Consider the following 21,034-nt stretch of genomic DNA (forward strand, 5'->3'; position numbering starts at 1 on the left):
TTGATTATGGCAATAAGGAATGTATTGCTAATGCTATCTATCTGTATACCTGTTTTTGTTCATGCAAGTGAATTGGTATATACACCTGTGAATCCTAATTTCGGAGGAAACCCTTTAAATACATCGCACCTATTTGGTGGCGCAAATGCAATTAATGATTATAAAGGACCTCAAGAAGATTCACTATTTGAACAAGAGTCAGCACTAGATCGTTTAACATCTAGTTTGCAATCTCGTTTGATCAGTCAATTACTTGCTGATGTTGGTAATGGTAATACTGGGCAATTAATTACAGACGATTTCATACTTAATATTGTTGATGATTCAGGGGCTCTATTGATTCAAATTGTTGATAAAGCAACAGGGGAAACATCAGAGATTCAGGTGAGTGGCTTAACTCCAGATTGATCTAACGCTAAGGACTGAGCAATGAAATATTCAATTTATTATTTATTCATACTACTGTTAGCGGGTTGTTCAAATTCAATCGATATTCCTGAAACTTCTGAGTCTCCAACGTTAATGCAGCGAGGAGCAAATTATATTGATTTGATATCGCTACCTAAACCACAAGGAAAAATATTTGTTTCTGTCTATGATTTTAGAGATCAAACGGGACAATATAAGCCACAGCCTAACAGTAATTTTTCGACCGCTGTACCTCAAGGTGGAACGGCTCTTTTAACGATGGCTTTATTAGATTCTGAATGGTTTTATCCTTTAGAACGACAAGGATTACAAAATCTTTTGACTGAACGAAAAATTATTAGAGCGGCTCAAAAAAAGCAGGAATCGATTAGCAATCATGGCTCAACATTACCTTCATTATTGTCTGCTAACGTAATGATAGAAGGGGGTATTGTTGCTTATGATTCAAATATAAAAACCGGTGGTGCAGGAGCTCGTTATTTAGGAATTGGTGGTTCGGGTCAATATAGAGCAGATCAAGTTACTGTGAACATACGAGCGGTAGATGTAAGAAGTGGGAAAATACTGACAAGTGTGACTACAAGTAAAACGATTTTATCTTATGAAGTCTCTGCTGGTGCATTTCGTTTTGTTGATTACAAAGAGTTATTAGAGGTTGAACTAGGGTATACCAATAATGAGCCTGTAAATATTGCTTTGATGTCAGCGATTGATTCCGCTGTCATACACCTTATCGTGAAAGGTGTACAACAAGGGCTATGGCGACCTGCAAATTTAGATACTAGAAATAATCCGATATTTAAAAAATACGCCTCTGAAACCAATCAAATTTTATAAAATCAAATAGAGTGTTTGGGTTCAAACACTCTATTTAATCATTAAGCTCCTGGAGGGTGTGACAAGCTGCTAGAAATTTGTTCGATTAACCCATCCTCTAACTCAAACCTCGCTTCAATAATTTCACCTAGCGTTGAAAAATCATTGTCGAAATCACTCAATAATAACTCCTCATCATCTTTAGAATATTTATCAGTGAAGTTAAGAATAGGATCGGTTGTTTTTGTTATATGGGCATAAAGTTGACTCATCTCTTCAGTAGGAGAAAAGCCTGTCGCATCCCATTTGGCCATTACCATGTTGTAAATTTTAAAATGACCCTCTGAAATATAATCAATTAGATGCTGTGTAAATGATTGAATTGAAGAGAAATCAGGAAGAGAAGATGCAGATGAGTCAAAAGGTGGCAGTCCGGCCAATTTGCAATACTCAACCAATAAATCTTGGCGAGTTGATAGCCAATGGTCAATAACGTCGCTATTGCCACCCCATTGTTCTTGGAATTGATTTAGTCTAGTAAGCATAACGATATCCTTGTAGTTGCAAGCAATATTCCAAAGTTCTATATCTATACCCAAGTAAATCTGAGTGTGGTTTCAGTGTAAATTGTTTGGGTATATACTCATTACTATTCTTTAAGATTGCCAGTAAATATGGATGGCTGCAAGAGGGTTGTGATAAAGATGTTAAACCAACATACAAAAGCGTATTGGTGCGTAGTAAATGATTCAAACATTTGGTTGAAGGATGGAAAGCTTCCAAATGGTAGTGCAATTGAGTTTAACTTACCTTTTGAGCAAGCAATATGTATCGGTAATCATAATAGTGAACCAGTAATGTGGTTGAACGATGAATTAGTTAACCAAGAGTTAGCTTATACTGGTCTTAGAGAGTTATTAGAATACCCACAATCTGATTTTTTATTGTTTAGTAAAGCCATTCAGTATGGGTTCATGGCAAGAGAATTTCGTTTTTGTCCACAATGTGGTGGTCGAACTCAACTCAACCATAATCAAATTGCGATGCAATGCAATGACTGTCGTAAACTCCATTACCCTAGAATATTCCCTTCTATTATTGTTGCTGTTCGTCGTGATGATAAGATTCTACTTGCTCAACACCAAAGGCATAAAGGTGGTTTGTTTACTGTTTTAGCGGGTTTTGTTGAAGTTGGTGAAACACTGGAGATGGCGGTTTCTCGTGAAGTATTTGAAGAGACGGGTATTAAGATAAAAAATATTCGTTATGTAGGAAGCCAACCTTGGGCCTTTCCATCGAGCCTTATGATGGGATATATGGCGGACTATGAGTCTGGTGAAATAAAAGTAGATAGAAATGAGCTCATTAAGGCGGGTTGGTATGATAAAAATTCGCTGCCGGAATTAGCGCCAAAAGGGACTATAGCAAGAGCATTAATTGAAGCAACGTTAAGTGATATTCAGCAAGAAAAAAACACCCAAACAGATGAATGGGTGTAAGTAAGGTGTTGTTATGATTTCCAATTTTAATAATTGTTAATTGGATGTTGTTATTTTCACTAGCAAGACAATTTTTAACACGTGGTTATCTATTGCGCAATTATCATTAATCACAAGATTGGTTAAATATGATCTCGATAACAAAGGTAGGCTTTTGTTCAGTGAATTGAGTGCTACAATAGCGGGATCAAATATGAGGGAAGATCATGACAGAACTAAAAAATGACCGTTATTTACGTGCATTATTAAAACAACCAGTAGATTACACACCAGTTTGGATGATGCGCCAAGCGGGTCGTTACCTTCCAGAATACAAAGCTACGCGTGCAGAAGCCGGTGACTTTATGTCTTTGTGTAAAAATGCAGAGTTAGCATCAGAAGTAACTCTTCAACCTTTACGCCGTTTTCCCCTAGATGCTGCTATTTTATTCTCTGACATTTTAACTATTCCAGACGCTATGGGTCTTGGTCTGTACTTTGAAACAGGTGAAGGTCCTAAGTTTGAACGTCCAATTACTTGTAAAGCGGATGTTGATAAGATCGGTCTTCCTGATCCAGAAGGTGAACTGCAGTATGTGATGAATGCAGTTCGTCAGATCCGTAAAGATCTAAAAGGCGAAGTTCCACTAATTGGTTTCTCTGGTAGTCCGTGGACATTAGCAACTTATATGGTTGAAGGCGGCAGTTCAAAAGCATTCACTAAAATCAAAAAAATGATGTATGCAGAACCAGCAACACTTCACTTGTTATTAGATAAGTTAGCTGACAGTGTTATTGAGTATTTAAATGCTCAAATTAAAGCGGGTGCACAATCTGTAATGGTATTTGACACATGGGGTGGTGTATTAACTCCTCGTGACTATAACGAGTTCTCATTACGTTACATGCATAAAATTGTTGATGGTTTGATCCGTGAAAACGAAGGTCGCCGTGTACCAGTTACTTTATTCACTAAGAATGGTGGTATGTGGTTAGAGTCGATTGCAGCAACTGGTTGTGATGCAGTAGGCCTTGATTGGACTATTAATATTGCCGATGCAAAAGCTCGTATTGGTGATAAAGTTGCTCTGCAAGGAAACATGGATCCATCAATTCTGTATGCACAACCTGAGCGTATTCGCCAAGAAGTAGGAACCATCCTTGAAGGATTTGGTGATGCTGGTACAGGGCATGTATTCAATCTAGGTCATGGTATTCACCTAGACGTCCCACCTGAAAATGCGGGTGTGTTTGTTGATGCAGTTCATGACTTATCTAAGCCGTATCATAAATAAAATCTTAAATTAAGATTCTAGATAAAAAGGAGACTCAATGAGGTCTCCTTTTTTATTGGAACAGAGCTATAATTTTATTGTCATAATTAAAGATAAGAGCAATCAAGAGTCGGTTATGTTTAAACAATTACGTACATTATTGAAGAAAGTGATTCATGAGGCGACAGAAAGCGGGGCGAGTGAAACCGCATCGATGCACTTAGCGATGGCCTCACTTTTGTGTGAAGTATCAAACGCGGATCATCAGAGTGATGAGAGAGAAGATACCGCAAAATTACAGTTACTAATGAAGCTTCTTGGCCTTAACGAAGAGTCAGCAAAATTATTGTTACTAGAAGCGATGCAAAAAAGTAAAGCGTCTACATCTTTGTATGAGTTTACAACGAAGTTAAGAGCGCTGATGCCCGAAGAGCGTTATCACTTAATAGAAGCAATGTGGCAAGTGGCCTACGCTGATGGCGTTATAGAGCCAATGGAAGAGGCGGTGATTCGTCAAGTATCAGAGTTAATTTATCTTGATCACTTAGAGTTTATTCGAGCTAAATTAGCGGCAGCACCTAAGGATTAATACACTTAGCCTGTTAATTAAACGAGCAATAACAGGCTAACTATTTTAATAACCCTTAGTAAAGTCTATGGAGTTAATTAAAGAGAACCCATCTCGCCAACGTAAGTAGTTGTCGTAGAATTGTTCAAACACCTGCTCTGGAAAGCTGAGTGCCGCAATATGTGGTGTAATCGTAATATTTGGGTGATTCCAGTAAGGACATTCTTGAGATAGTGGTTCATGAGCAAATACGTCTAAAAATGCATGAGAAATAGATCCAGACTCAAGTGCGTTTAGTAAACCGTAATTTTCCAGTACTTCCCCTCGTCCGACATTAAATAGCAATGCACCATTGCAGTTTTTTAAGGTTTGACTATTTAGTAAATCCATCGTTAATTCCGTCTTTGGTAATGTACTTACAATCACATCTGCATATTGAAAAGCATTTTCAATTTCTGAAATATGGAATATACAATCAAAGGGAGAATCTTTAGGAGGGATCCCTGAACGGTTAATACCATAAACGATAAAGCCAAGTTGCTTAACGGTTGCGGCTAACTCACTTCCTATTGAGCCTGTTCCTAAAATAACCATGCACTTATTGACTAATGAAGAGTATGTATGGGGCTGCCATTGTTTCTTTTTTTGCTGATCAGCATATTGTTTGAAATGACGAAAGTATTGAATGGAGTAACCCAAAACATACTCTGATATTTGTTGACCGAAAATGCCACGAACATTGGTTAAATGGTAATCGGTTCTTAAATTAGGTTGGACTAGAGAGTCAATACCCGCAAAAGTAGACTGTAACCATTTTAGATTTTTGAATTGGTCTAAGAGATCGATGACTAGTGGTGGATCAGCAAGAAGGATCTCTGCTTTTCTAATATCGTGACAAATTTCAAGATCCGGGAGATCCGCTTGCTCTAAAAGTGAGAGGTATTTCTCTTTTTCTTTTGAAATGATAAGTAATTTATTCATAACCTTCCTTTTGTCATTCGCGGTTATCAAGTACACTTAAAGCGTCCTTTTTGAATAGTGCAGAATCGTCTATGTTACGCAACCCGATCCAAGTTCGTTTAGAAAAGTTTGAACCATGGCAACAAATTACTTTTATGGCTTCTTTGTGTGAACGTATGTATCCAAACTACGCACATTACTGTGAGGCTACAGGTTTTGCTGAACCACAAACCTATCGAGTAATTCTTGATAGTATTTGGGAGCTATTAACCGTTAAAAATGCCAAGATTAACTTTGAACGTCAATTAGAAAAACTGGAAGAGATGATCCCAGAAGTTAATGACGATTCAATTTATCTTACTTACCCAGCAATTGATGCTTGTGTTGCACTATCTACTTTCTTACATGGTATTTTAGATCGTGACGAGTTAGAAGAGGCGATGTTTAAGATCAGTCAACTTTCTGTAATGACGGTAGCTCAACTTGTTGAAGCTCAAACCGGTGAAGAAGTGACAGATGAAAATCAAAAAGAGATCGATGTGATCTGTGAGGAGTGGGATGTTCAGTGGGCCATTTTCCGCCCATTACGCGAAGCTGAAGAACGTGATATCGATTTAATTAAAGATTTACGACAAGAATTACGAGATGAAAATATCAGTAATATTGGCTTAGAGTTAACGTACTGATTTTCTGATTTAATAAAAAAACCGATGATTACTCATCGGTTTTTTTGTTTGCAAAAGGGGCTTGCTAACACCTTTTATTATTCTTTTTCTTCTTCAGCATCGGTATTATCGATTACACCGTGTTTATTCTTCCAATTTGTCCAACGTTGTTGAGCAAGTTGTTGCATATCGGTAGTTTTGTCTGCTTCATCGATAATTTCTTCGCCGACCATATATTCAAAGATATCTTCTAGTGTTAATAAGCCTTGAACGGTACCGTATTCGTCAATAACTAATGCCAGTTGTGCTCTGTGCTTCATTAGTTGCTCAAAAGCTTTTGGCAGTGTTGACGTACTGATAACAACCTGAATTGGACGCATCATCGCGCCAAGAGGTCGTTCACCTTGCCCTTTACGCATTGCTGAGAAAAGTTCTAAGCGGTGAGTGAAGCCGATGATGTTATCACTATCTTCACTGTAAACTAATGGACGCGAAAACGGTGTATCTGAGTGCTTTTCTAAGAACTGTTCAACCGTCATCTCAGCGTTAACACGAAATAATACCGTTCTTGGTGTCATTACTTGGGTAACAGGTACATCTTGAATATTAAGAATGTTGTTTAATATTTTTGATTCACCTTCCGCAAACTCACCATTTTCTTTTGCTAATGTTGCCATAGCTGTAATTTCATCACGCAATTTAGGTGCTTGATGACCACGAGAAAGTCGTTTTGTAATTTGTTCTGACATCCAAACTACTGGGCTTAGCAATAGCACCATCCAATGAAGCATTGTCGCTGCCATCGGAGCAAGTTGACGCCAGTAAGTTGCTCCGATTGTTTTTGGAACAATTTCAGAGAACAGTAGAATGGCAAAAGTTAGGAAAGCTGAAAAAACACCTAACCATTCACTACCAAAAACAATTGATGCTTGAGCCCCCGATGCTGCAGCACCTGCGGTGTGAGCTATCGTGTTTAGCGTTAAAATTGATGATAAAGGGCGATCAACATTATCTTTTAATGCTGTTAGTCGAGGTGCTGCGGGGTGGTTTTCTTGTCGTAATTTTGCAAGGTAGCTTGGGCTGATACTAAGAAGAATCGCTTCTAATACCGAACAAATGAAAGAAACACCAATAGAAATGGCTATATAGATGGATAAAATTAACATTATTAATCTCAAAAAAAATAAGCAAGCCACTATAAAATGGGTACGGAATAACCAAAATACAATGACTCATTAATGAAAAATAGTAACAAATTGTGAGACGTTACTCAGTTTATGTCTAAAGAACGCGCATTCTACAGCAAGAAAGGGCACAAACCTTTGCCAGATGGGGTCTTTATGCATTAGAGTTACTAGGATTTCAAAAAAATAGAAGGGAAACCCTAATGAATAAAACCCAGTTAATTGATGCTATTGCTGAAAAAGCAGACCTATCAAAAGCACAAGCAAAAGCAGCTCTTGAAGCGACTCTAGAAGGCGTAACTGGCGCTCTTAAAGATGGCGAGCAAGTTCAACTTATTGGCTTTGGTACTTTTAAAGTTAACAACCGCGCTGCGCGCACTGGTCGCAACCCTAAGACTGGTGAAGAGATTCAAATCAAAGCGGCTAAAGTTCCTGCATTTGTTGCAGGTAAAGCACTGAAAGAATCAGTAAACTAAGCTATACTTTGCCGAGTTAATCCTTAACTCGGCATTTTTATGAAGCGCATTCTATCTACTTTACTTCTATCTACTTTTCTTTTTGGCTGTTCGTCTAATCCATCTGATGAACAACGCATCAAATCTGTTACATTAACCGGTGGTCAAATCCAAGGTGATGCAACAAGTTATTATTGGTATACCCGTCGTTTACAGCAACCTATTGTAGCATCTGATTATGTCACAATGGGTGATTATGGTTGGTATAAAACTACTTATCGTTGGGAAAAAGAAACTCTTGTTGAAGCTGTCCGTGAAGGAGAAATGCTTGATTCTGAGAGTGAGTTAATCCCTTATTCTATGCATATTCGCTATAACGGTAATGGTGAGGCTGTTTATCAACGTTATGATAAAGATGGGCGTATTTTGCCATTAATGCCTGCTCAATTAACACAATTTCAAGATCAATCTAAATATTTGGTCACTAAGGTTGAAGCTCTAAATAAAGACGATATTAAATTATTCCAAGGTGAATGGGATGGTGAGACTTTTTACTCTTGTGATGGTAAACAATACGATCAATTAGAGTTTAACCAAATACTACCTAATTTCGTGGTGGCAAGATTATCTGGCTTGGATAGTTTTATTTCATTTTTAGGCCAAGAAACTCGTAGAGATAAAAATGAGTTAAAGATGTCTGAACTATTACTATTAACAGATGATAGTTATTCATGTGTAGAGCGTCCGGAATTGATTGAAGATTAAGATTAAGATTAAGATTAAGATTAATCAAGTCGAACAAAAAAAGGCGCTATTACAGCGCCTTTATTATTTATTTTCTGTAAAGCTATTTGGTTTCTAATTCACGAGCAATAGCACGGTAACCAATATCATTACGATGGAACATTCCATTCCAACTTACTTGTTTAGCAAGCTGATAAGCTCGCTCTTGAGCTTCTGATACGGTATTACCTAATGCGGTAGCACAAAGTACGCGACCACCGTTTGTCACAACATCACCAGCATCGTTATTTGTGGTGCCTGCATGGAAGATTTTTTGACCTTCAGTTTCTTCAGAAGGCAGCGAAATAACATCACCTTTTGCGTAATCTCCTGGATACCCACCAGCAGCAAGAACAACACCGATAGAAGCTCGTGGGTCCCATTTAGATTCTGCTTCGTCCAATTTCTCGTCGATAGCCATTAGACAAAGCTCAACAAGGTCTGACTCCATACGCATCATGATAGGTTGTGTTTCTGGATCACCAAAGCGACAGTTGTATTCGATTACTTTTGGTGTACCTTCTGCATCGATCATAAGGCCTGCGTAAAGGAAACCTGTATAAGGTGCACCTTCTGCATCCATGCCACGCACTGTAGGGTAGATAACTTCTTCAAGAATACGATTATGAATTTCAGGAGTTACAACAGGAGCTGGAGAGTATGCACCCATACCACCAGTATTTGGACCTGTGTCTTTGTCGCCTACGCGTTTGTGATCTTGGCTTGTTGCCATAGGAAGTACGCTTGCACCATCCACCATTACAATGAAACTGGCTTCTTCACCTTCAAGGAATTCTTCGATAACAACACGGCTACCAGCTTCACCGAATGCATTGCCTGCCAGCATATCTTTGATGGCATCTTCGGCTTCTTCAAGTGTCATTGCAACGATAACGCCTTTACCTGCGGCAAGACCGTCAGCTTTAACAACGATAGGTGCACCTTGTTCACGAACGTAAGCTAATGCAGGTTCAATTTCAGTGAAGTTTGCATAAGAACCCGTTGGGATATCATGACGAGCAAGGAAATCTTTGGTGAACGCTTTAGAACCTTCAAGTTGAGCGGCTGCTTTAGTTGGTCCAAAGATAGGAAGACCTGCTTCACGAAATGCATCAACAACGCCAATAACTAATGGTGCTTCAGGACCAACGATGGTCAGTTCGATTGCTTTTTCTTTCGCAAAAGCAACAAGAGCTGCAATATCTTCAACATCAATAGCGACGTTTTCTAGTTTTGGTTCAAGTGCTGTACCTGCATTACCAGGAGCGATGAATACTGTTTCAACATTTGGGTTTTGTGCTGCTTTCCAACCCAAAGCATGCTCTCTGCCGCCTGCGCCAATGATCAATACGTTCATGTTTTAATCCTTAATACCATTTTGTAATGGGGATAAATTATTTAAATCGGTGAATACAAAGTTCAGTGTGCGAGAAACTATAAGAGCAATATTAAGCTCACTGAGTGTACTCTTTTGCTCTTATAGGAGCGCAGCGTTCTAGTTTCTAGAAGCGAAGCGCTCTCGTTACTGTCTTTCCTAGTGACGGAAGTGACGCATACCCGTAAAGATCATCGCCATGCCGTGTTCATCAGCAGCTTCGATTACTTCATTGTCACGCATTGAGCCGCCCGGTTGGATAACACATTTGATGCCAGCTTCTGCTGCCGCATCGATACCGTCACGGAATGGGAAGAATGCATCTGATGCCATCACACAACCTTCAACCTGTAGACCTTCATCAGCCGCTTTGATGCCAGCGATCTTCGCAGAGTAAACGCGGCTCATTTGCCCAGCACCAACACCGATAGTCATGTCGCCTTTTGAATAAACGATCGCGTTAGATTTTACGTACTTCGCTACTTTCCAGCAGAATAGCGCGTCTTTTAGTTCTTCAACTGTAGGTTGACGCTTAGAAACAACTTGTAGGTCATCTTCAGACACCATGCCTTGGTCACGGTCTTGAACTAATAAGCCACCATTAACGCGTTTTACGTCAAAACCAGTTGTCTTAGTTGTCCACTCGCCACACTCAAGAAGGCGAAGGTTTTTCTTAGCCGCTACGATTTCTACTGCTTCAGCAGAAACAGAAGGTGCAATGATAACTTCAACGAATTGACGTTCAGTGATAGCCGTTGCTGTTGCTGCGTCTAGTTCGCGGTTGAATGCGATGATGCCGCCAAATGCAGATGTTGGGTCTGTTTTGAATGCACGGTCGTAAGCTTCTAGGATGTTTTTGCCCAGAGCTACACCACATGGGTTAGCGTGCTTAACGATTACACATGCTGGCTCGTCGAACTCTTTCACACACTCAAGTGCAGCGTCAGTGTCAGCGATGTTGTTGTAAGAAAGTGCTTTACCTTGGATTTGACGAGCAGTAGATACTGATGCTTCTTCAGGATTCGCTTCAACGTAGAATGCCGCAGCTTGGTGGCTGTTCTCACCGTAGCGCATGTCTTGTTTTTTCTCGAACTGTTGGTTGAACGTACGAGGGAATTTGCTCTCTTCATCACCTTCTTTGTTCTCTCCATAAGAAGGAACCATAGTACCGAAGTAGTTAGCAATCATGCCGTCGTAAGAAGCCGTGTGCTCGAATGCAGCGATAGCTAGGTCAAAACGAGTCTCTAGTGTTAGAGATTTCTCGTTCGCGTCCATTTCAGTGATAACACGGTCGTAATCGTGAGCATTTACTACGATAGTTACGTCTTTGTGGTTTTTCGCTGCAGAGCGAACCATGGTAGGGCCACCGATATCGATGTTCTCAACGGCATCAGCAAGGGTACAGCCTTCTTTTGCTACGGTTTCTGCGAATGGGTATAGGTTTACAACAACCATATCAATAGGATTGATACCGTGTTGCTCCATGATGCCATCATCTTGACCGCGACGGCCAAGTACACCACCATGAACTTTAGGATGAAGAGTTTTAACGCGGCCATCCATCATTTCAGGGAAGCCAGTGTAATCAGATACTTCAGTTACTGAGATGCCTTTTTCAGCAAGCAGACGTGCTGTACCGCCAGTAGATAAAATATCTACACCACGTTCAGCTAATGCTTGAGCAAATTCTACAATACCAGTTTTATCAGATACGCTAATCAGCGCGCGACGGATCGGACGTGCGTTATTCATTGCTACTTTCTTCCTTTAGAATTAAGTTAGGATTTTTGCCAAAAATGAACTTGTTCTGTTATTTTTCATTTCATATGAATCAATAAACAGCAATTGGCCAGTTTTGGAAAACACCCTAAAAAGAGTAAAGTGCGAAACATCAGATCAACCTATTGGCGAATATTCTAACTAAAGTTAAACAAAAAAGCTCGCGCAATCGATTGCATTCGCAAAAAAAGATGCCCTTTTTCTTTAAAAAGAATCAAAATAGAGTGAAGTAAAGAGGAATAAGAAGTAAAAAATGTATTTAATTGGTGAGTTAGCTAAACAATGTAATGTTACGAGCGACACATTACGTTTTTACGAAAAAAACGGTCTTCTTGTGCCATCAAGAAGAAGTAGCAGTGGTTACCGTTTGTATAATGATGACAATCTGGCTCAAATTCGTTTTATTCTAAAGGCGAAGCAACTTGGTCTCGCGTTGGATGAAATTCAAGAATTATTAGCGATTAGATTAGAAGCAACAAAACACAGTTGTGCAGAAGTAAAAGCCATTACTCAATCTAAGTTAAATATCATCGACGAAAAAATCGCTCAACTAACAGACATTCGCCTTGCATTAAAGAGTATAAATGATGCTTGTTGTGGTCATGTTGATGAAGATGCTTCTCACTGTTCTATTCTTTCTGCGTTAGCTGAATTAGAAGAGAAAAAAGACTAAATAGTTGTGCGTGTTTATTAAAGAAGTTGATAAAATAGTCGATAACAACAATAGACCAATATGAGCGAAAGTTAGGTGAGAGCCGATTAATGGAAAAACAATACGTAATGAAATTGCTTTCCGCTCTGAAAGTTATCGATAAAAAAATCAGTGAGCAAGGTAGAGCGGTAATGGAGCTTGATGCTCGCATTAAGCGTATTGAAGCTCAGAACGCCAAGATCGCGAAAATGGTTGATGGTGGTGGTACTCAAGGTACGAGTACAGCGGGAGCCGCAGCTGATTTAAGTGAACTTGATGAGCGTTTAAAAGGTATTGAAGAAAAAACAGCAAAAGCAGTAGAGCTTATTCGCTCGGGCGCAGGCGCTGGTGGTGGCAAGAAACGAGCATGGCCGCCATAGTAGAGTAAACAAGAAAAACCGATACAGCAGTAAAATGCGTATCGGTTTTTTTGTACTTGTTATACCAATCACAGTAAGTAAGCAGTTATTTACTACGATTGGTATTATTTATTTGGCAGATATAAAAAAGCAGCGTTAATTGCTTAACACTGCTTTAAATTTTTCAAATAAGGCGTGGATTAGTTCATGCCGTATTTTTTAAGTTTCTTGCGAAGAGTACCACGGTTGATACCCATCATGTTTGCTGCTTTTGTTTGGTTGCCGCGAGTATGCTGCATGATCATGTCTAGTAGAGGTTGCTCTACTTCAGCTAATACTAATTCATATAAGTCGTTAACTTCTTGACCGTTTAGTTGGCCTAAGTAGTTTTTCAGCGAAGCCTTAACAGAGTCACGTAGTGGTTTCTGAGTAATTTGGTCTTGTGCTGTAACTGTTGTAACTGTTAATGCTTCTGAAGTCATAGATTGATCGAACATATTCTGTTTAGCTCTTCTTTTATTATGATGCAACGTGGTCGAAATAGCTTTCAAGTTGAGAGAGTTGCAATGAAGCATCCTCAATCGCGTTAAAGCTGCGGCGGAAATCATTTGCTTGCTCATGCTCTTTTAAGTACCAACCCACATGCTTACGTGCAATGCGAGGACCTAAAAACTCACCATAAAATTGGTGAAGCGCATGAACATGGCCAAGTAAAGTGGCCTTCACTTCTTCAATTGGAAGAGGTGGCATGAGTTCGCCCGTTTCTAAGTAATGTTGGATTTCTTTAAAAATCCATGGCCTACCTTGTGCAGGACGGCCGATCATCAAAGCGTCTGCGCCTGTGTAATCAAGCACAAAACGAGCCTTCTCCGGCGAGTCGATATCACCGTTCGCTATAACCGGAATAGAAATCGCTTCTTTTACCGCTTTAATGTTGTCGTACTCAGCTTCACCTTTGTACATACAAGCTCTGGTACGCCCATGAAGCGCTAAAGCTTGGATGCCACATTGTTCAGCCATTTTTGCAACCTGAACACAATTTCTATTGTCTGGATCCCAGCCTGTGCGAGTTTTCAGAGTGACAGGAACATCAACAGCATTAACCACAGCCAGTAAGATCTCTTCAATAAGATCTGGGCGCTGTAATAGTGCTGAGCCTGCTAACTTCTTATTCACTTTTTTTGCAGGGCATCCCATGTTGATATCGATGATTTGCGCACCGGTTTCAACACAGTGTTGCGCTGCTTCCGCCATTAACTTTGGATCAGCCCCTGCAATTTGTACTGAGCGAATACCAGATTCACCTTCATGTACCATGCGATTTTGGGACTTAGATGTTTTCCACAGTTTCGGATTAGAAGACATCATTTCGCTCACAGCCATGCCTGCGCCATAGCGCATACACAACTCACGAAAGGGCCTATCAGTAACACCAGCCATTGGTGCAACGATAAGATTATTTTTTAATGTATATTGACCTATCTGCAAAACATCCACACACGTTTGTGTCAGCAAGGGCGCGCATTTTACGCATTTTTTCCCCGCCTGAAAAGAGCAAATTTTGAGCATTTACATTTTCTTTTTGTAAATTGTCTATAATTCAGTCAATTAGGCGGTTTCATGCCTCAAATTTAGTATTGAGGCATTGAAGTTTTATCAAAAAAGCGCAGTGCTTATTTCTTTTTACCCGAGATTCGGCACCATTCTTGTTGCTCAACAATCGCATCTAAGTCGAATTGTTCAGCATAGTATGACGCTACATCTTCTGCCTGCGTGTCTAATACGCCTGACATAGCTAGTTGACCTTGTGGCTTAACTAGAGAGGTAATGATGCCTGAAAGCTCGCGTAGTGGACCTGCAAGAATGTTTGCAACAACTACGTCTGCGATGAGACCTTCTGGTTGCTCTTGAGGAAGGTATAATTCAATTTGATCAGCAACGCCGTTACGAGTTGCGTTGTCTTTTGAAGCTAAGATTGCTTGAGGATCAATGTCGATCCCGATAACTTTAGCTGCACCTAATTTGATCGCTGCGATCGCTAAAATGCCAGAGCCACAACCAAAATCGACAACGGTTTTGCCTTCAAGATCTAATCCTTCTAGCCACTCAAGACAAAGAGACGTTGTTGGGTGTGTACCAGTACCAAAAGCAAGGCCCGGGTCTAGCATTACATTTACAGCATCTGGCTCTGGAATTTCACGCCAGCTTGGGCAAATCCACAGACGTTTACCAAATTGCATTGGGTGGAAGTTATCCATCCACTCACGTTCCCAATCTTTATCTTCAAGTTGTTCAATTTTATGTGCAAAACCTTCTTCAAGAAGACGGCTTGCTTTTAATTGAGTAATAACAAAATCCATGTCCGCTTCTGCATCATAAAGAGCAAGAATGTCCGTTTCACCCCACAGGCGAGTTTCACCCGGAAGAGGTTCAAATACAGGCGTATCTTTAGCGTCTAAAAAAGTAATAGATAGAGCACCAGTCTCTTCCATTAACATATCACCGATCTGTTCAGCGTTTTCAGAGGTTGCATTTAGTTTTACTTGAATCCAAGGCATGGGGATCACTTTTGTTTTAGTCGAAAATGTGGGCGATTTTAACACAAAAAAAGACGGTGAGTAATCATACTCACCGTCTTTAATTCGTTCTTATTTATTGAATGATTAGAAAAGGCTTATTGTAGGCCTAGTTTCTTCTCAAGATAGTGAATATTTGCACCACCATGTTGGAAGTTTTCATCATTCATGATTGCTAATTGAAGTGGTGTATTTACGTGAATACCTTCAACAATCATTTCACCTAATGCGTTTTTCATACGAGCGATAGCAACGTCACGGTTTTCACCGTAAGTAATTAGCTTACCGATCATTGAATCGTAATGAGGTGGAACTGTGTAGCCAGTGTAGATGTGTGATTCCCAACGTACACCCATACCACCTGGAGCATGGAAGCGTTCAATCTTACCTGGTGAAGGTAGGAAACGAACGGGATCTTCAGCATTGATACGACACTCAATTGAGTGACCACGTAGTTTGATATCATCTTGTGTGTAAGATAGCGGTTGACCCGCAGCAATACGTAGTTGCTCTTTCACTAGGTCGATACCTGTTACCATTTCGGTAATCGTGTGCTCAACCTGAATACGTGTATTCATTTCGATGAAGTAGAATTCGCCATTTTCATATAGGAATTCAAATGTACCTGCACCACGGTAACCAATTTCAAGACATGCACGAGTACAACGTTCACCGATGTATTTACGCATTTCTTCAGTAATACCTGGAGCTGGCGCTTCTTCAACTACTTTTTGGTGGCGACGTTGCATAGAACAGTCACGCTCACCTAAGTGAATTGCGTTACCTTGGCCATCAGCAAGAACTTGAACTTCAATGTGACGAGGGTTTTCAAGGAATTTTTCCATGTAAACCATTTCGTTATTGAAACATGCTTTTGCTTCAGCACGAGTCATTGCAATCGCTTCAACAAGGTCTTTTTCTGCGCGAACAACACGCATACCACGACCACCGCCGCCGCCAGACGCTTTAATGATTACTGGGTAACCAATGCGTTTTGCGTGTGCTTTGTTTTTCGCTTCATCGTTATCTAGTGGACCATCAGAACCAGGTACACAAGGTACGCCTGCTTTTTTCATTGCAGTGATTGCTGATACTTTGTCGCCCATCATGCGGATAGTTTCTGCTTTTGGACCAACAAAGATAAAGCCAGAACGCTCAACTTGCTCTGCAAAGTCAGCATTCTCAGATAAGAAACCGTAACCTGGGTGAACCGCAACCGCACCTGTAACTTCAGCAGCACTGATGATACGAGGGATGTTTAGGTAGCTGTCGATACCACGTGCAGGACCGATACAAATAGTTTCATCTGCAAGCAGTACGTGTTTTAAATCACGGTCAGCAGTAGAGTGCACAGCAACCGTTTTGATGCCAAGCTCTTTACATGCTCGCAAAATACGTAGTGCAATTTCACCACGGTTTGCGATAACTAATTTATCTAACATAACAGCCTCTATTATTCGATGATAACAAGAGGTTGGTCGAACTCAACCGGTTGACCATCTTCAAGAAGAATTGCAGTTACAACGCCTGATTTGTCTGCTTCGATTTGGTTCATCATTTTCATTGCTTCAACGATACATAGTGTATCGCCAGCAGTTACTTGTTGGCCAACTTTAACAAATGGTTTTGCATCAGGGCTTGGTGCACCGTAGAAAGTACCAACCATTGGAGAACAAACTTTATGGCCAGCAATTTCTGCTGGAGCTTCAACTGCTGCAGGTGCTGATGCAACTGGAGCTGCCGCTGCTACTGGTGCAGCAGGAGCCGCAACTGCTTGAACAGGAGCTACTTGAGCAATTGGTGCGATAGCACGGCTGATGCGTACTGATTCTTCACCTTCCGCGATTTCAAGTTCTGCAATGCCAGACTCTTCAACTAGTTCAATCAGTTTTTTAATTTTGCGGATATCCATTTTGTAATCTCTTCTGTTTATATTCAGTGATCAATTTGAACGCAGACGTTTTGCTGCTGCATTCAAAGCAAATTCGTAGCCATCAGCCCCTAAACCGCAAATGACGCCAACGGCTTTATCTGAAAGATAAGAGTGGTGGCGAAAGGGTTCACGAGCGTGGACATTTGATAAATGTACTTCAATAAAAGGAATATCAACCCCAAGTAGAGCATCACGTAAAGCAACGCTCGTGTGCGTAAAAGCAGCTGGATTGATGATAATGAAATCAATACGTTGATAAGCATTATGGATAGCTTCAATCAACTCATATTCACGATTAGACTGTAAATGTTCGAGCTCTACACCCAAAGCATCGGCTTGAGTAGTCAAATCATTAACAATTTGCTCTAAGTTTTGGCTGCCATAATGAGCAGGTTCGCGCAGACCTAATAGATTTAGGTTTGGGCCATTGAGAACTAAAATTCGCGATTGAGTAGACATTGTGATGCTAAATTCCTTGTTTTTACGGTTAAAGTAAAAAAAGCACATCTTTTATATTCGATTTGTTGGTTTATTGCAATTTTTCAGTCTGCAACACCACATAAAAAGCAATTATAGACAATTCACAGCAAATCGCAGCAAAATACTGGTCTTATCAGCTCTAAGTTTCATTTTGAGTATAAAGAATAAAACATATTTTGACTCAAAAGTGATAATTAGAACCAAAGAAAGTAATAAAGTTCTGCTGTATTATCTGTTAGTTAACAAATACTTTCTAACTTGTTGAGTAATTATACTGTTTTTGATTTTGTTTATTAGCAAGGAATAAGGAAAGAAATAAGAGATCTGTAAATTTGAGCTAAACGTCACATCAAAAAAGCCACCATAGAAAATCTATGATGACTTTTAATTAAAATTTACGCGCTAGTACTATGTTTTAGAACGCTTATATTTAGTTAAGCTATCTTTCTTTGTTCTTCGATCAGCTTATCAACCACACTTGGATCTGCTAGCGTAGAAGTATCTCCTAGATTAGAGGTATCTCCGGTTGCAATTTTACGAAGGATACGACGCATAATTTTGCCTGAACGGGTTTTAGGTAATGAATCAGTCCAATGTAAAAAGTCAGGAGTAGCAATCGGTCCAATTTCTTTTCTAACCCAGTCTTTGACTTCTTTATGTAGCTCTGCGCTTGGAATTTCGCCTGAATTTAGGGTGATATAGGCATAAATCGCTTGGCCTTTAATATCATGTGGTACGCCAACAATTGCAGCTTCAGCAATTTTATCAAACGCCACTAATGCAGATTCAACTTCGGCGGTTCCCATGCGGTGGCCAGATACGTTTAATACATCATCAACACGTCCTGTGATCCAGTAATAACCATCTTCGTCGCGTCGAGCGCCATCACTGGTGAAATACATGCCTTTAAAAGTAGAAAAGTAAGTTTGTTCAAAACGGTCATGGTCACCATAAATGGTTCGCATTTGTCCCGGCCAAGAGTCGGTAATGACAAGGTTTCCATCAGTAGCCCCTTCAATGATATTTCCCATGTTATCCACTAAAGCGGGTTGAACACCAAAGAATGGACGAGTCGCAGATCCAGGTTTTAATGCCGTTGCGCCAGGAAGAGGGGAAATTAAAATGCCGCCAGTTTCTGTTTGCCACCATGTATCAACAATCGGGCAACGAGCATCACCAATGGTGTTGTAATACCATTCCCACGCCTCAGGGTTGATTGGTTCGCCTACTGAGCCCATTACTCGTAATGAGCTGCGCGATGTACCTTGAACCGCTTCAGTGCCTTGAGCCATTAGCGCTCTGATGGCTGTTGGTGCAGTGTATAGAATATTAACGTTATGTTTGTCTACTACTTCACTCATGCGGCTCGTGCTTGGGTAATTAGGTACACCTTCAAACAAAATCGTTTTTGCACCATTAGCAAGAGGACCATAAATTAAGTAAGTATGGCCTGTGATCCAACCTACATCTGCGGTACACCAGAACACTTCACCTTTTTGATAATCAAAAATATACTTAAAGGTCATGGCGGCATAGACAAGGTAACCGCCAGTGGTATGAAGTACACCTTTAGGTTTTCCTGTTGAACCCGAGGTATAGAGTATGAATAGTGGATCTTCGGCATTCATTGCTTCAGGTTCACAATGAGGGGAGGCAACCGCGGTTGCTTCATGCCACCAAACATCACGTCCTTCAATCCATTCAATGTCATTGCCTGTACGTTGGAATACCACGACTTTTTCAATGGTGGTTACGTCTGGATTATTCAGTGCATCATCGACATTCTTTTTCAGTGGAACGGTACGCCCGCCACGAACACCTTCGTCGGCAGTGATAACTACTTTCGCATCCGAATCAATGATTCGACCTGCGAGAGCTTCTGGAGAGAATCCACCAAATACCACGGTATGAACGGCACCGATGCGAGTACAAGCCAGCATTGCAACAGCCGCTTCTGCCACCATTGGCATATAAATACAAACCACATCGCCTTTACGAACGCCTTGGCTTTTTAATGCATTAGAGAATTTACAAACTTGTTCATGCAGTTCATTAAAGGTAATAGAGGCATCGTCTTGTGGGTCATCGCCTTCCCAAATAATGGCAATTTCATTACCTCGGGTGGTTAAATGGCGATCAATGCAGTTTGCCGATACATTAAGTTCACCATCTTCAAACCACTTAATATCAACATGACCCGTATCAAAAGAGGTATTTTTAACTTTGGTGTAAGGAGTCATCCAATCAATAATTTGTCCATGCTCACGCCAAAACCCTTCAGGGTTGATAACGGATTGCTGGTACATTTCACGATATTTATCATCATCAGCGTGTGCATTGTTAGCGATATCTTGATTGACCGGGTACACGTGAATCTCACTCATGTTGTTCTCCTTGTGAATACAGCAAATATCCAGATTTATTTATTATTCGATTTCAGTACAGCACCGTCATTGGCACTGTTTTTTACTTGTAGGGTTGATGTTACTTTCAGCTAGAAATGTGTTTTCAACAATTAGACTTTAGTCAGAGAAAGAAGGGTTTACTGAATATTGAGGGGGGAATCAGTCGTTTTTTGAGACACAGATCAGTAACTATGGGCGTTTTTGCTTGAGGGGATCTCAGGGAAGTCTCCATGGGTTAAACGAACATAAATAAGTGCAGCAGCTATCGCATCTTCAAGTGCATCATGCCTCTCCGTGTGGGGGAGCCCTAAATGTTTGGAGATAGCTTCAATACTTAAATCGTAATACGCATTGGGTAGCAGTCGCTCCAATTTATTATGGTAGATATGGCTAACTTCAATCAGTGAATTGGGCAAAGGGTGAGAAAAATGACGCAAGCAGGCTCGATCTAAAATTTTTTTGTCATAGCGAATATGGTATCCAACAATAGGGCGATTACCGATAAATTCAAGCAATTGAGTCATCGCTTGTTGTTCCGATAGTCCATGGTGGAGATCTTGATGTCTTAGTTGGTGTATTTTAATTGAATCGGAGTTTAGGCTCTGTGGTGGCGTCAGCTTTAAATGAATAGTCTGACTGGTTAACACTCGGTTATTTTTAATCTTGATAGCAGCAATAGAAACCAATTCGGCATGGCTAGGATTTAGGCTTGTTGTTTCACAATCAATAGACACCAGCTCATCGCCAGAATAATGATGAAAAAGAGATACGTTTTTATGAGAACGTAACTTATATTGCCACCATAATCGTTGTAAATAATTCAT

The 21,034-nt window shown here is 40.3% G+C and carries 23 protein-coding genes; 10 read left to right on the top strand and 13 right to left on the bottom strand.

The features are described from left to right. Window positions 1-6 precede the first annotated feature (6 nt). Both HC728_RS03045 and HC728_RS03050 read left to right on the top strand, forming a co-directional pair. Window positions 7-408, top strand: a complete 402-nt coding sequence (locus HC728_RS03045; protein ID WP_011262786.1) for a curli assembly protein CsgF — start codon at window positions 7-9, stop codon at window positions 406-408. A 21-nt stretch (window positions 409-429) separates the two neighbouring features. Then, window positions 430-1,266 carry a CsgG/HfaB family protein gene (locus tag HC728_RS03050; protein WP_005421307.1) on the top strand — a complete coding sequence of 279 codons (837 nt, stop codon included), beginning with the start codon at window positions 430-432 and terminating at the stop codon, window positions 1,264-1,266. A gap of 41 nt (window positions 1,267-1,307) precedes the next feature. Here the strand turns inward: HC728_RS03050 and rsd are convergent, their stop codons facing one another. Next, on the bottom strand, window positions 1,308-1,790 hold the full coding sequence (gene rsd, locus HC728_RS03055; RefSeq protein ID WP_155662706.1) for a sigma D regulator: 483 nt from the start codon (window positions 1,788-1,790) through the stop codon (window positions 1,308-1,310). A 159-nt stretch (window positions 1,791-1,949) separates the two neighbouring features. Between rsd and nudC the strand changes: the two genes are divergently transcribed. From nudC to HC728_RS03070, 3 genes are all read left to right on the top strand, one after another. Then, window positions 1,950-2,744, top strand: coding sequence for an NAD(+) diphosphatase (gene nudC, locus HC728_RS03060; protein ID WP_012534137.1), 795 nt, complete (start codon window positions 1,950-1,952; stop codon window positions 2,742-2,744). Between the two features lie 206 nt (window positions 2,745-2,950). Continuing rightward, window positions 2,951-4,018 carry a uroporphyrinogen decarboxylase gene (hemE, locus tag HC728_RS03065; protein WP_005421300.1) on the top strand — a complete coding sequence of 356 codons (1,068 nt, stop codon included), beginning with the start codon at window positions 2,951-2,953 and terminating at the stop codon, window positions 4,016-4,018. 115 nt (window positions 4,019-4,133) lie between these two features. Then, window positions 4,134-4,586, top strand: coding sequence for a TerB family tellurite resistance protein (locus tag HC728_RS03070; RefSeq protein WP_012534145.1), 453 nt, complete (start codon window positions 4,134-4,136; stop codon window positions 4,584-4,586). 45 nt (window positions 4,587-4,631) lie between these two features. On the opposite strand, the gene HC728_RS03075 is transcribed toward HC728_RS03070, so the two are convergent. Beyond that, entirely contained in the window at window positions 4,632-5,546 is a 915-nt protein-coding gene (locus tag HC728_RS03075; protein WP_065623446.1) for a D-2-hydroxyacid dehydrogenase, read from the bottom strand. 71 nt (window positions 5,547-5,617) lie between these two features. Between HC728_RS03075 and HC728_RS03080 the strand changes: the two genes are divergently transcribed. Continuing rightward, window positions 5,618-6,211: a YjaG family protein gene (locus tag HC728_RS03080; RefSeq protein ID WP_005421295.1), complete on the top strand. Its 594-nt coding sequence runs from the start codon at window positions 5,618-5,620 to the stop codon at window positions 6,209-6,211. Window positions 6,212-6,288: 77 nt separating this feature from the next. Here HC728_RS03080 and HC728_RS03085 read toward each other — a convergent pair whose 3' ends face one another. Continuing rightward, window positions 6,289-7,356 carry a CNNM domain-containing protein gene (locus HC728_RS03085; protein ID WP_065623447.1) on the bottom strand — a complete coding sequence of 356 codons (1,068 nt, stop codon included), beginning with the start codon at window positions 7,354-7,356 and terminating at the stop codon, window positions 6,289-6,291. Window positions 7,357-7,577: 221 nt separating this feature from the next. Here HC728_RS03085 and HC728_RS03090 point away from each other — a divergent pair, with 221 nt between their 5' ends. Both HC728_RS03090 and HC728_RS03095 read left to right on the top strand, forming a co-directional pair. After that, window positions 7,578-7,850 carry an HU family DNA-binding protein gene (locus HC728_RS03090; protein ID WP_005421291.1) on the top strand — a complete coding sequence of 91 codons (273 nt, stop codon included), beginning with the start codon at window positions 7,578-7,580 and terminating at the stop codon, window positions 7,848-7,850. Between the two features lie 39 nt (window positions 7,851-7,889). After that, a complete protein-coding gene (locus tag HC728_RS03095; protein WP_012534047.1) occupies window positions 7,890-8,594 on the top strand; it encodes a DUF1481 domain-containing protein in 705 nt (234 codons plus the stop codon). An 82-nt stretch (window positions 8,595-8,676) separates the two neighbouring features. Here HC728_RS03095 and purD read toward each other — a convergent pair whose 3' ends face one another. Both purD and purH read right to left on the bottom strand, forming a co-directional pair. Next, on the bottom strand, window positions 8,677-9,969 hold the full coding sequence (gene purD / locus HC728_RS03100) for a phosphoribosylamine--glycine ligase (RefSeq protein ID WP_065597713.1): 1,293 nt from the start codon (window positions 9,967-9,969) through the stop codon (window positions 8,677-8,679). 177 nt (window positions 9,970-10,146) lie between these two features. Next, window positions 10,147-11,739, bottom strand: a complete 1,593-nt coding sequence (purH, locus tag HC728_RS03105; protein WP_017020181.1) for a bifunctional phosphoribosylaminoimidazolecarboxamide formyltransferase/IMP cyclohydrolase — start codon at window positions 11,737-11,739, stop codon at window positions 10,147-10,149. Between the two features lie 280 nt (window positions 11,740-12,019). Here purH and zntR point away from each other — a divergent pair, with 280 nt between their 5' ends. Then, complete coding sequence (gene zntR / locus HC728_RS03110) at window positions 12,020-12,439, top strand: Zn(2+)-responsive transcriptional regulator (protein ID WP_017020182.1); 420 nt, start codon at window positions 12,020-12,022, stop codon at window positions 12,437-12,439. Between the two features lie 89 nt (window positions 12,440-12,528). Continuing rightward, window positions 12,529-12,837: a hypothetical protein gene (locus tag HC728_RS03115; protein WP_005421286.1), complete on the top strand. Its 309-nt coding sequence runs from the start codon at window positions 12,529-12,531 to the stop codon at window positions 12,835-12,837. Window positions 12,838-13,016: 179 nt separating this feature from the next. On the opposite strand, the gene fis is transcribed toward HC728_RS03115, so the two are convergent. The 8 genes from fis to HC728_RS03155 all read right to left on the bottom strand — a co-directional run bounded on the left by fis (window position 13,017) and on the right by HC728_RS03155 (window position 21,034). Continuing rightward, window positions 13,017-13,313 (bottom strand): DNA-binding transcriptional regulator Fis, encoded by a 297-nt coding sequence (fis, locus tag HC728_RS03120; RefSeq protein WP_005421285.1) that lies wholly within the window; start codon window positions 13,311-13,313, stop codon window positions 13,017-13,019. Between the two features lie 22 nt (window positions 13,314-13,335). Continuing rightward, entirely contained in the window at window positions 13,336-14,304 is a 969-nt protein-coding gene (dusB, locus tag HC728_RS03125) for a tRNA dihydrouridine synthase DusB (RefSeq protein WP_005421284.1), read from the bottom strand. Between the two features lie 185 nt (window positions 14,305-14,489). Beyond that, window positions 14,490-15,374, bottom strand: a complete 885-nt coding sequence (gene prmA, locus HC728_RS03130; RefSeq protein ID WP_017020183.1) for a 50S ribosomal protein L11 methyltransferase — start codon at window positions 15,372-15,374, stop codon at window positions 14,490-14,492. Window positions 15,375-15,490: 116 nt separating this feature from the next. After that, window positions 15,491-16,834, bottom strand: a complete 1,344-nt coding sequence (accC, locus tag HC728_RS03135; protein WP_005421282.1) for an acetyl-CoA carboxylase biotin carboxylase subunit — start codon at window positions 16,832-16,834, stop codon at window positions 15,491-15,493. 11 nt (window positions 16,835-16,845) lie between these two features. After that, on the bottom strand, window positions 16,846-17,304 hold the full coding sequence (gene accB, locus HC728_RS03140; protein ID WP_005421281.1) for an acetyl-CoA carboxylase biotin carboxyl carrier protein: 459 nt from the start codon (window positions 17,302-17,304) through the stop codon (window positions 16,846-16,848). A 30-nt stretch (window positions 17,305-17,334) separates the two neighbouring features. Then, a complete protein-coding gene (gene aroQ / locus HC728_RS03145) occupies window positions 17,335-17,784 on the bottom strand; it encodes a type II 3-dehydroquinate dehydratase (protein ID WP_005421280.1) in 450 nt (149 codons plus the stop codon). Window positions 17,785-18,239: 455 nt separating this feature from the next. Further along, on the bottom strand, window positions 18,240-20,189 hold the full coding sequence (acs, locus tag HC728_RS03150) for an acetate--CoA ligase (protein WP_065597701.1): 1,950 nt from the start codon (window positions 20,187-20,189) through the stop codon (window positions 18,240-18,242). Window positions 20,190-20,392: 203 nt separating this feature from the next. Further along, the gene (locus tag HC728_RS03155) at window positions 20,393-21,034 is read right to left on the bottom strand and encodes a 3'-5' exonuclease (RefSeq protein WP_017020185.1); all 642 of its coding nucleotides are present in this window, start codon (window positions 21,032-21,034) and stop codon (window positions 20,393-20,395) included.

Source organism: Aliivibrio sp. S10_S31 (genome assembly GCF_014694495.1).
Lineage (GTDB): Bacteria > Pseudomonadota > Gammaproteobacteria > Enterobacterales > Vibrionaceae > Aliivibrio > Aliivibrio fischeri.

Coding starts and splice junctions, on each gene's coding strand:
- accB (WP_005421281.1), bottom strand. CDS start 17,304: ATGGATATCCGCAAAATTAAAAAACTGATTGAACTAGTTGAAGAGTCT.
- aroQ (WP_005421280.1), bottom strand. CDS start 17,784: ATGTCTACTCAATCGCGAATTTTAGTTCTCAATGGCCCAAACCTAAAT.
- HC728_RS03095 (WP_012534047.1), top strand. CDS start 7,890: ATGAAGCGCATTCTATCTACTTTACTTCTATCTACTTTTCTTTTTGGC.
- rsd (WP_155662706.1), bottom strand. CDS start 1,790: ATGCTTACTAGACTAAATCAATTCCAAGAACAATGGGGTGGCAATAGC.
- acs (WP_065597701.1), bottom strand. CDS start 20,189: ATGAGTGAGATTCACGTGTACCCGGTCAATCAAGATATCGCTAACAAT.
- prmA (WP_017020183.1), bottom strand. CDS start 15,374: ATGCCTTGGATTCAAGTAAAACTAAATGCAACCTCTGAAAACGCTGAA.
- purH (WP_017020181.1), bottom strand. CDS start 11,739: ATGAATAACGCACGTCCGATCCGTCGCGCGCTGATTAGCGTATCTGAT.
- nudC (WP_012534137.1), top strand. CDS start 1,950: ATGTTAAACCAACATACAAAAGCGTATTGGTGCGTAGTAAATGATTCA.
- zntR (WP_017020182.1), top strand. CDS start 12,020: ATGTATTTAATTGGTGAGTTAGCTAAACAATGTAATGTTACGAGCGAC.
- HC728_RS03080 (WP_005421295.1), top strand. CDS start 5,618: ATGTTACGCAACCCGATCCAAGTTCGTTTAGAAAAGTTTGAACCATGG.
- HC728_RS03090 (WP_005421291.1), top strand. CDS start 7,578: ATGAATAAAACCCAGTTAATTGATGCTATTGCTGAAAAAGCAGACCTA.
- HC728_RS03045 (WP_011262786.1), top strand. CDS start 7: ATGGCAATAAGGAATGTATTGCTAATGCTATCTATCTGTATACCTGTT.
- purD (WP_065597713.1), bottom strand. CDS start 9,969: ATGAACGTATTGATCATTGGCGCAGGCGGCAGAGAGCATGCTTTGGGT.
- fis (WP_005421285.1), bottom strand. CDS start 13,313: ATGTTCGATCAATCTATGACTTCAGAAGCATTAACAGTTACAACAGTT.
- accC (WP_005421282.1), bottom strand. CDS start 16,834: ATGTTAGATAAATTAGTTATCGCAAACCGTGGTGAAATTGCACTACGT.
- HC728_RS03085 (WP_065623447.1), bottom strand. CDS start 7,356: ATGTTAATTTTATCCATCTATATAGCCATTTCTATTGGTGTTTCTTTC.
- HC728_RS03115 (WP_005421286.1), top strand. CDS start 12,529: ATGGAAAAACAATACGTAATGAAATTGCTTTCCGCTCTGAAAGTTATC.
- HC728_RS03155 (WP_017020185.1), bottom strand. CDS start 21,034: ATGAATTATTTACAACGATTATGGTGGCAATATAAGTTACGTTCTCAT.
- hemE (WP_005421300.1), top strand. CDS start 2,951: ATGACAGAACTAAAAAATGACCGTTATTTACGTGCATTATTAAAACAA.
- HC728_RS03075 (WP_065623446.1), bottom strand. CDS start 5,546: ATGAATAAATTACTTATCATTTCAAAAGAAAAAGAGAAATACCTCTCA.
- HC728_RS03070 (WP_012534145.1), top strand. CDS start 4,134: ATGTTTAAACAATTACGTACATTATTGAAGAAAGTGATTCATGAGGCG.
- HC728_RS03050 (WP_005421307.1), top strand. CDS start 430: ATGAAATATTCAATTTATTATTTATTCATACTACTGTTAGCGGGTTGT.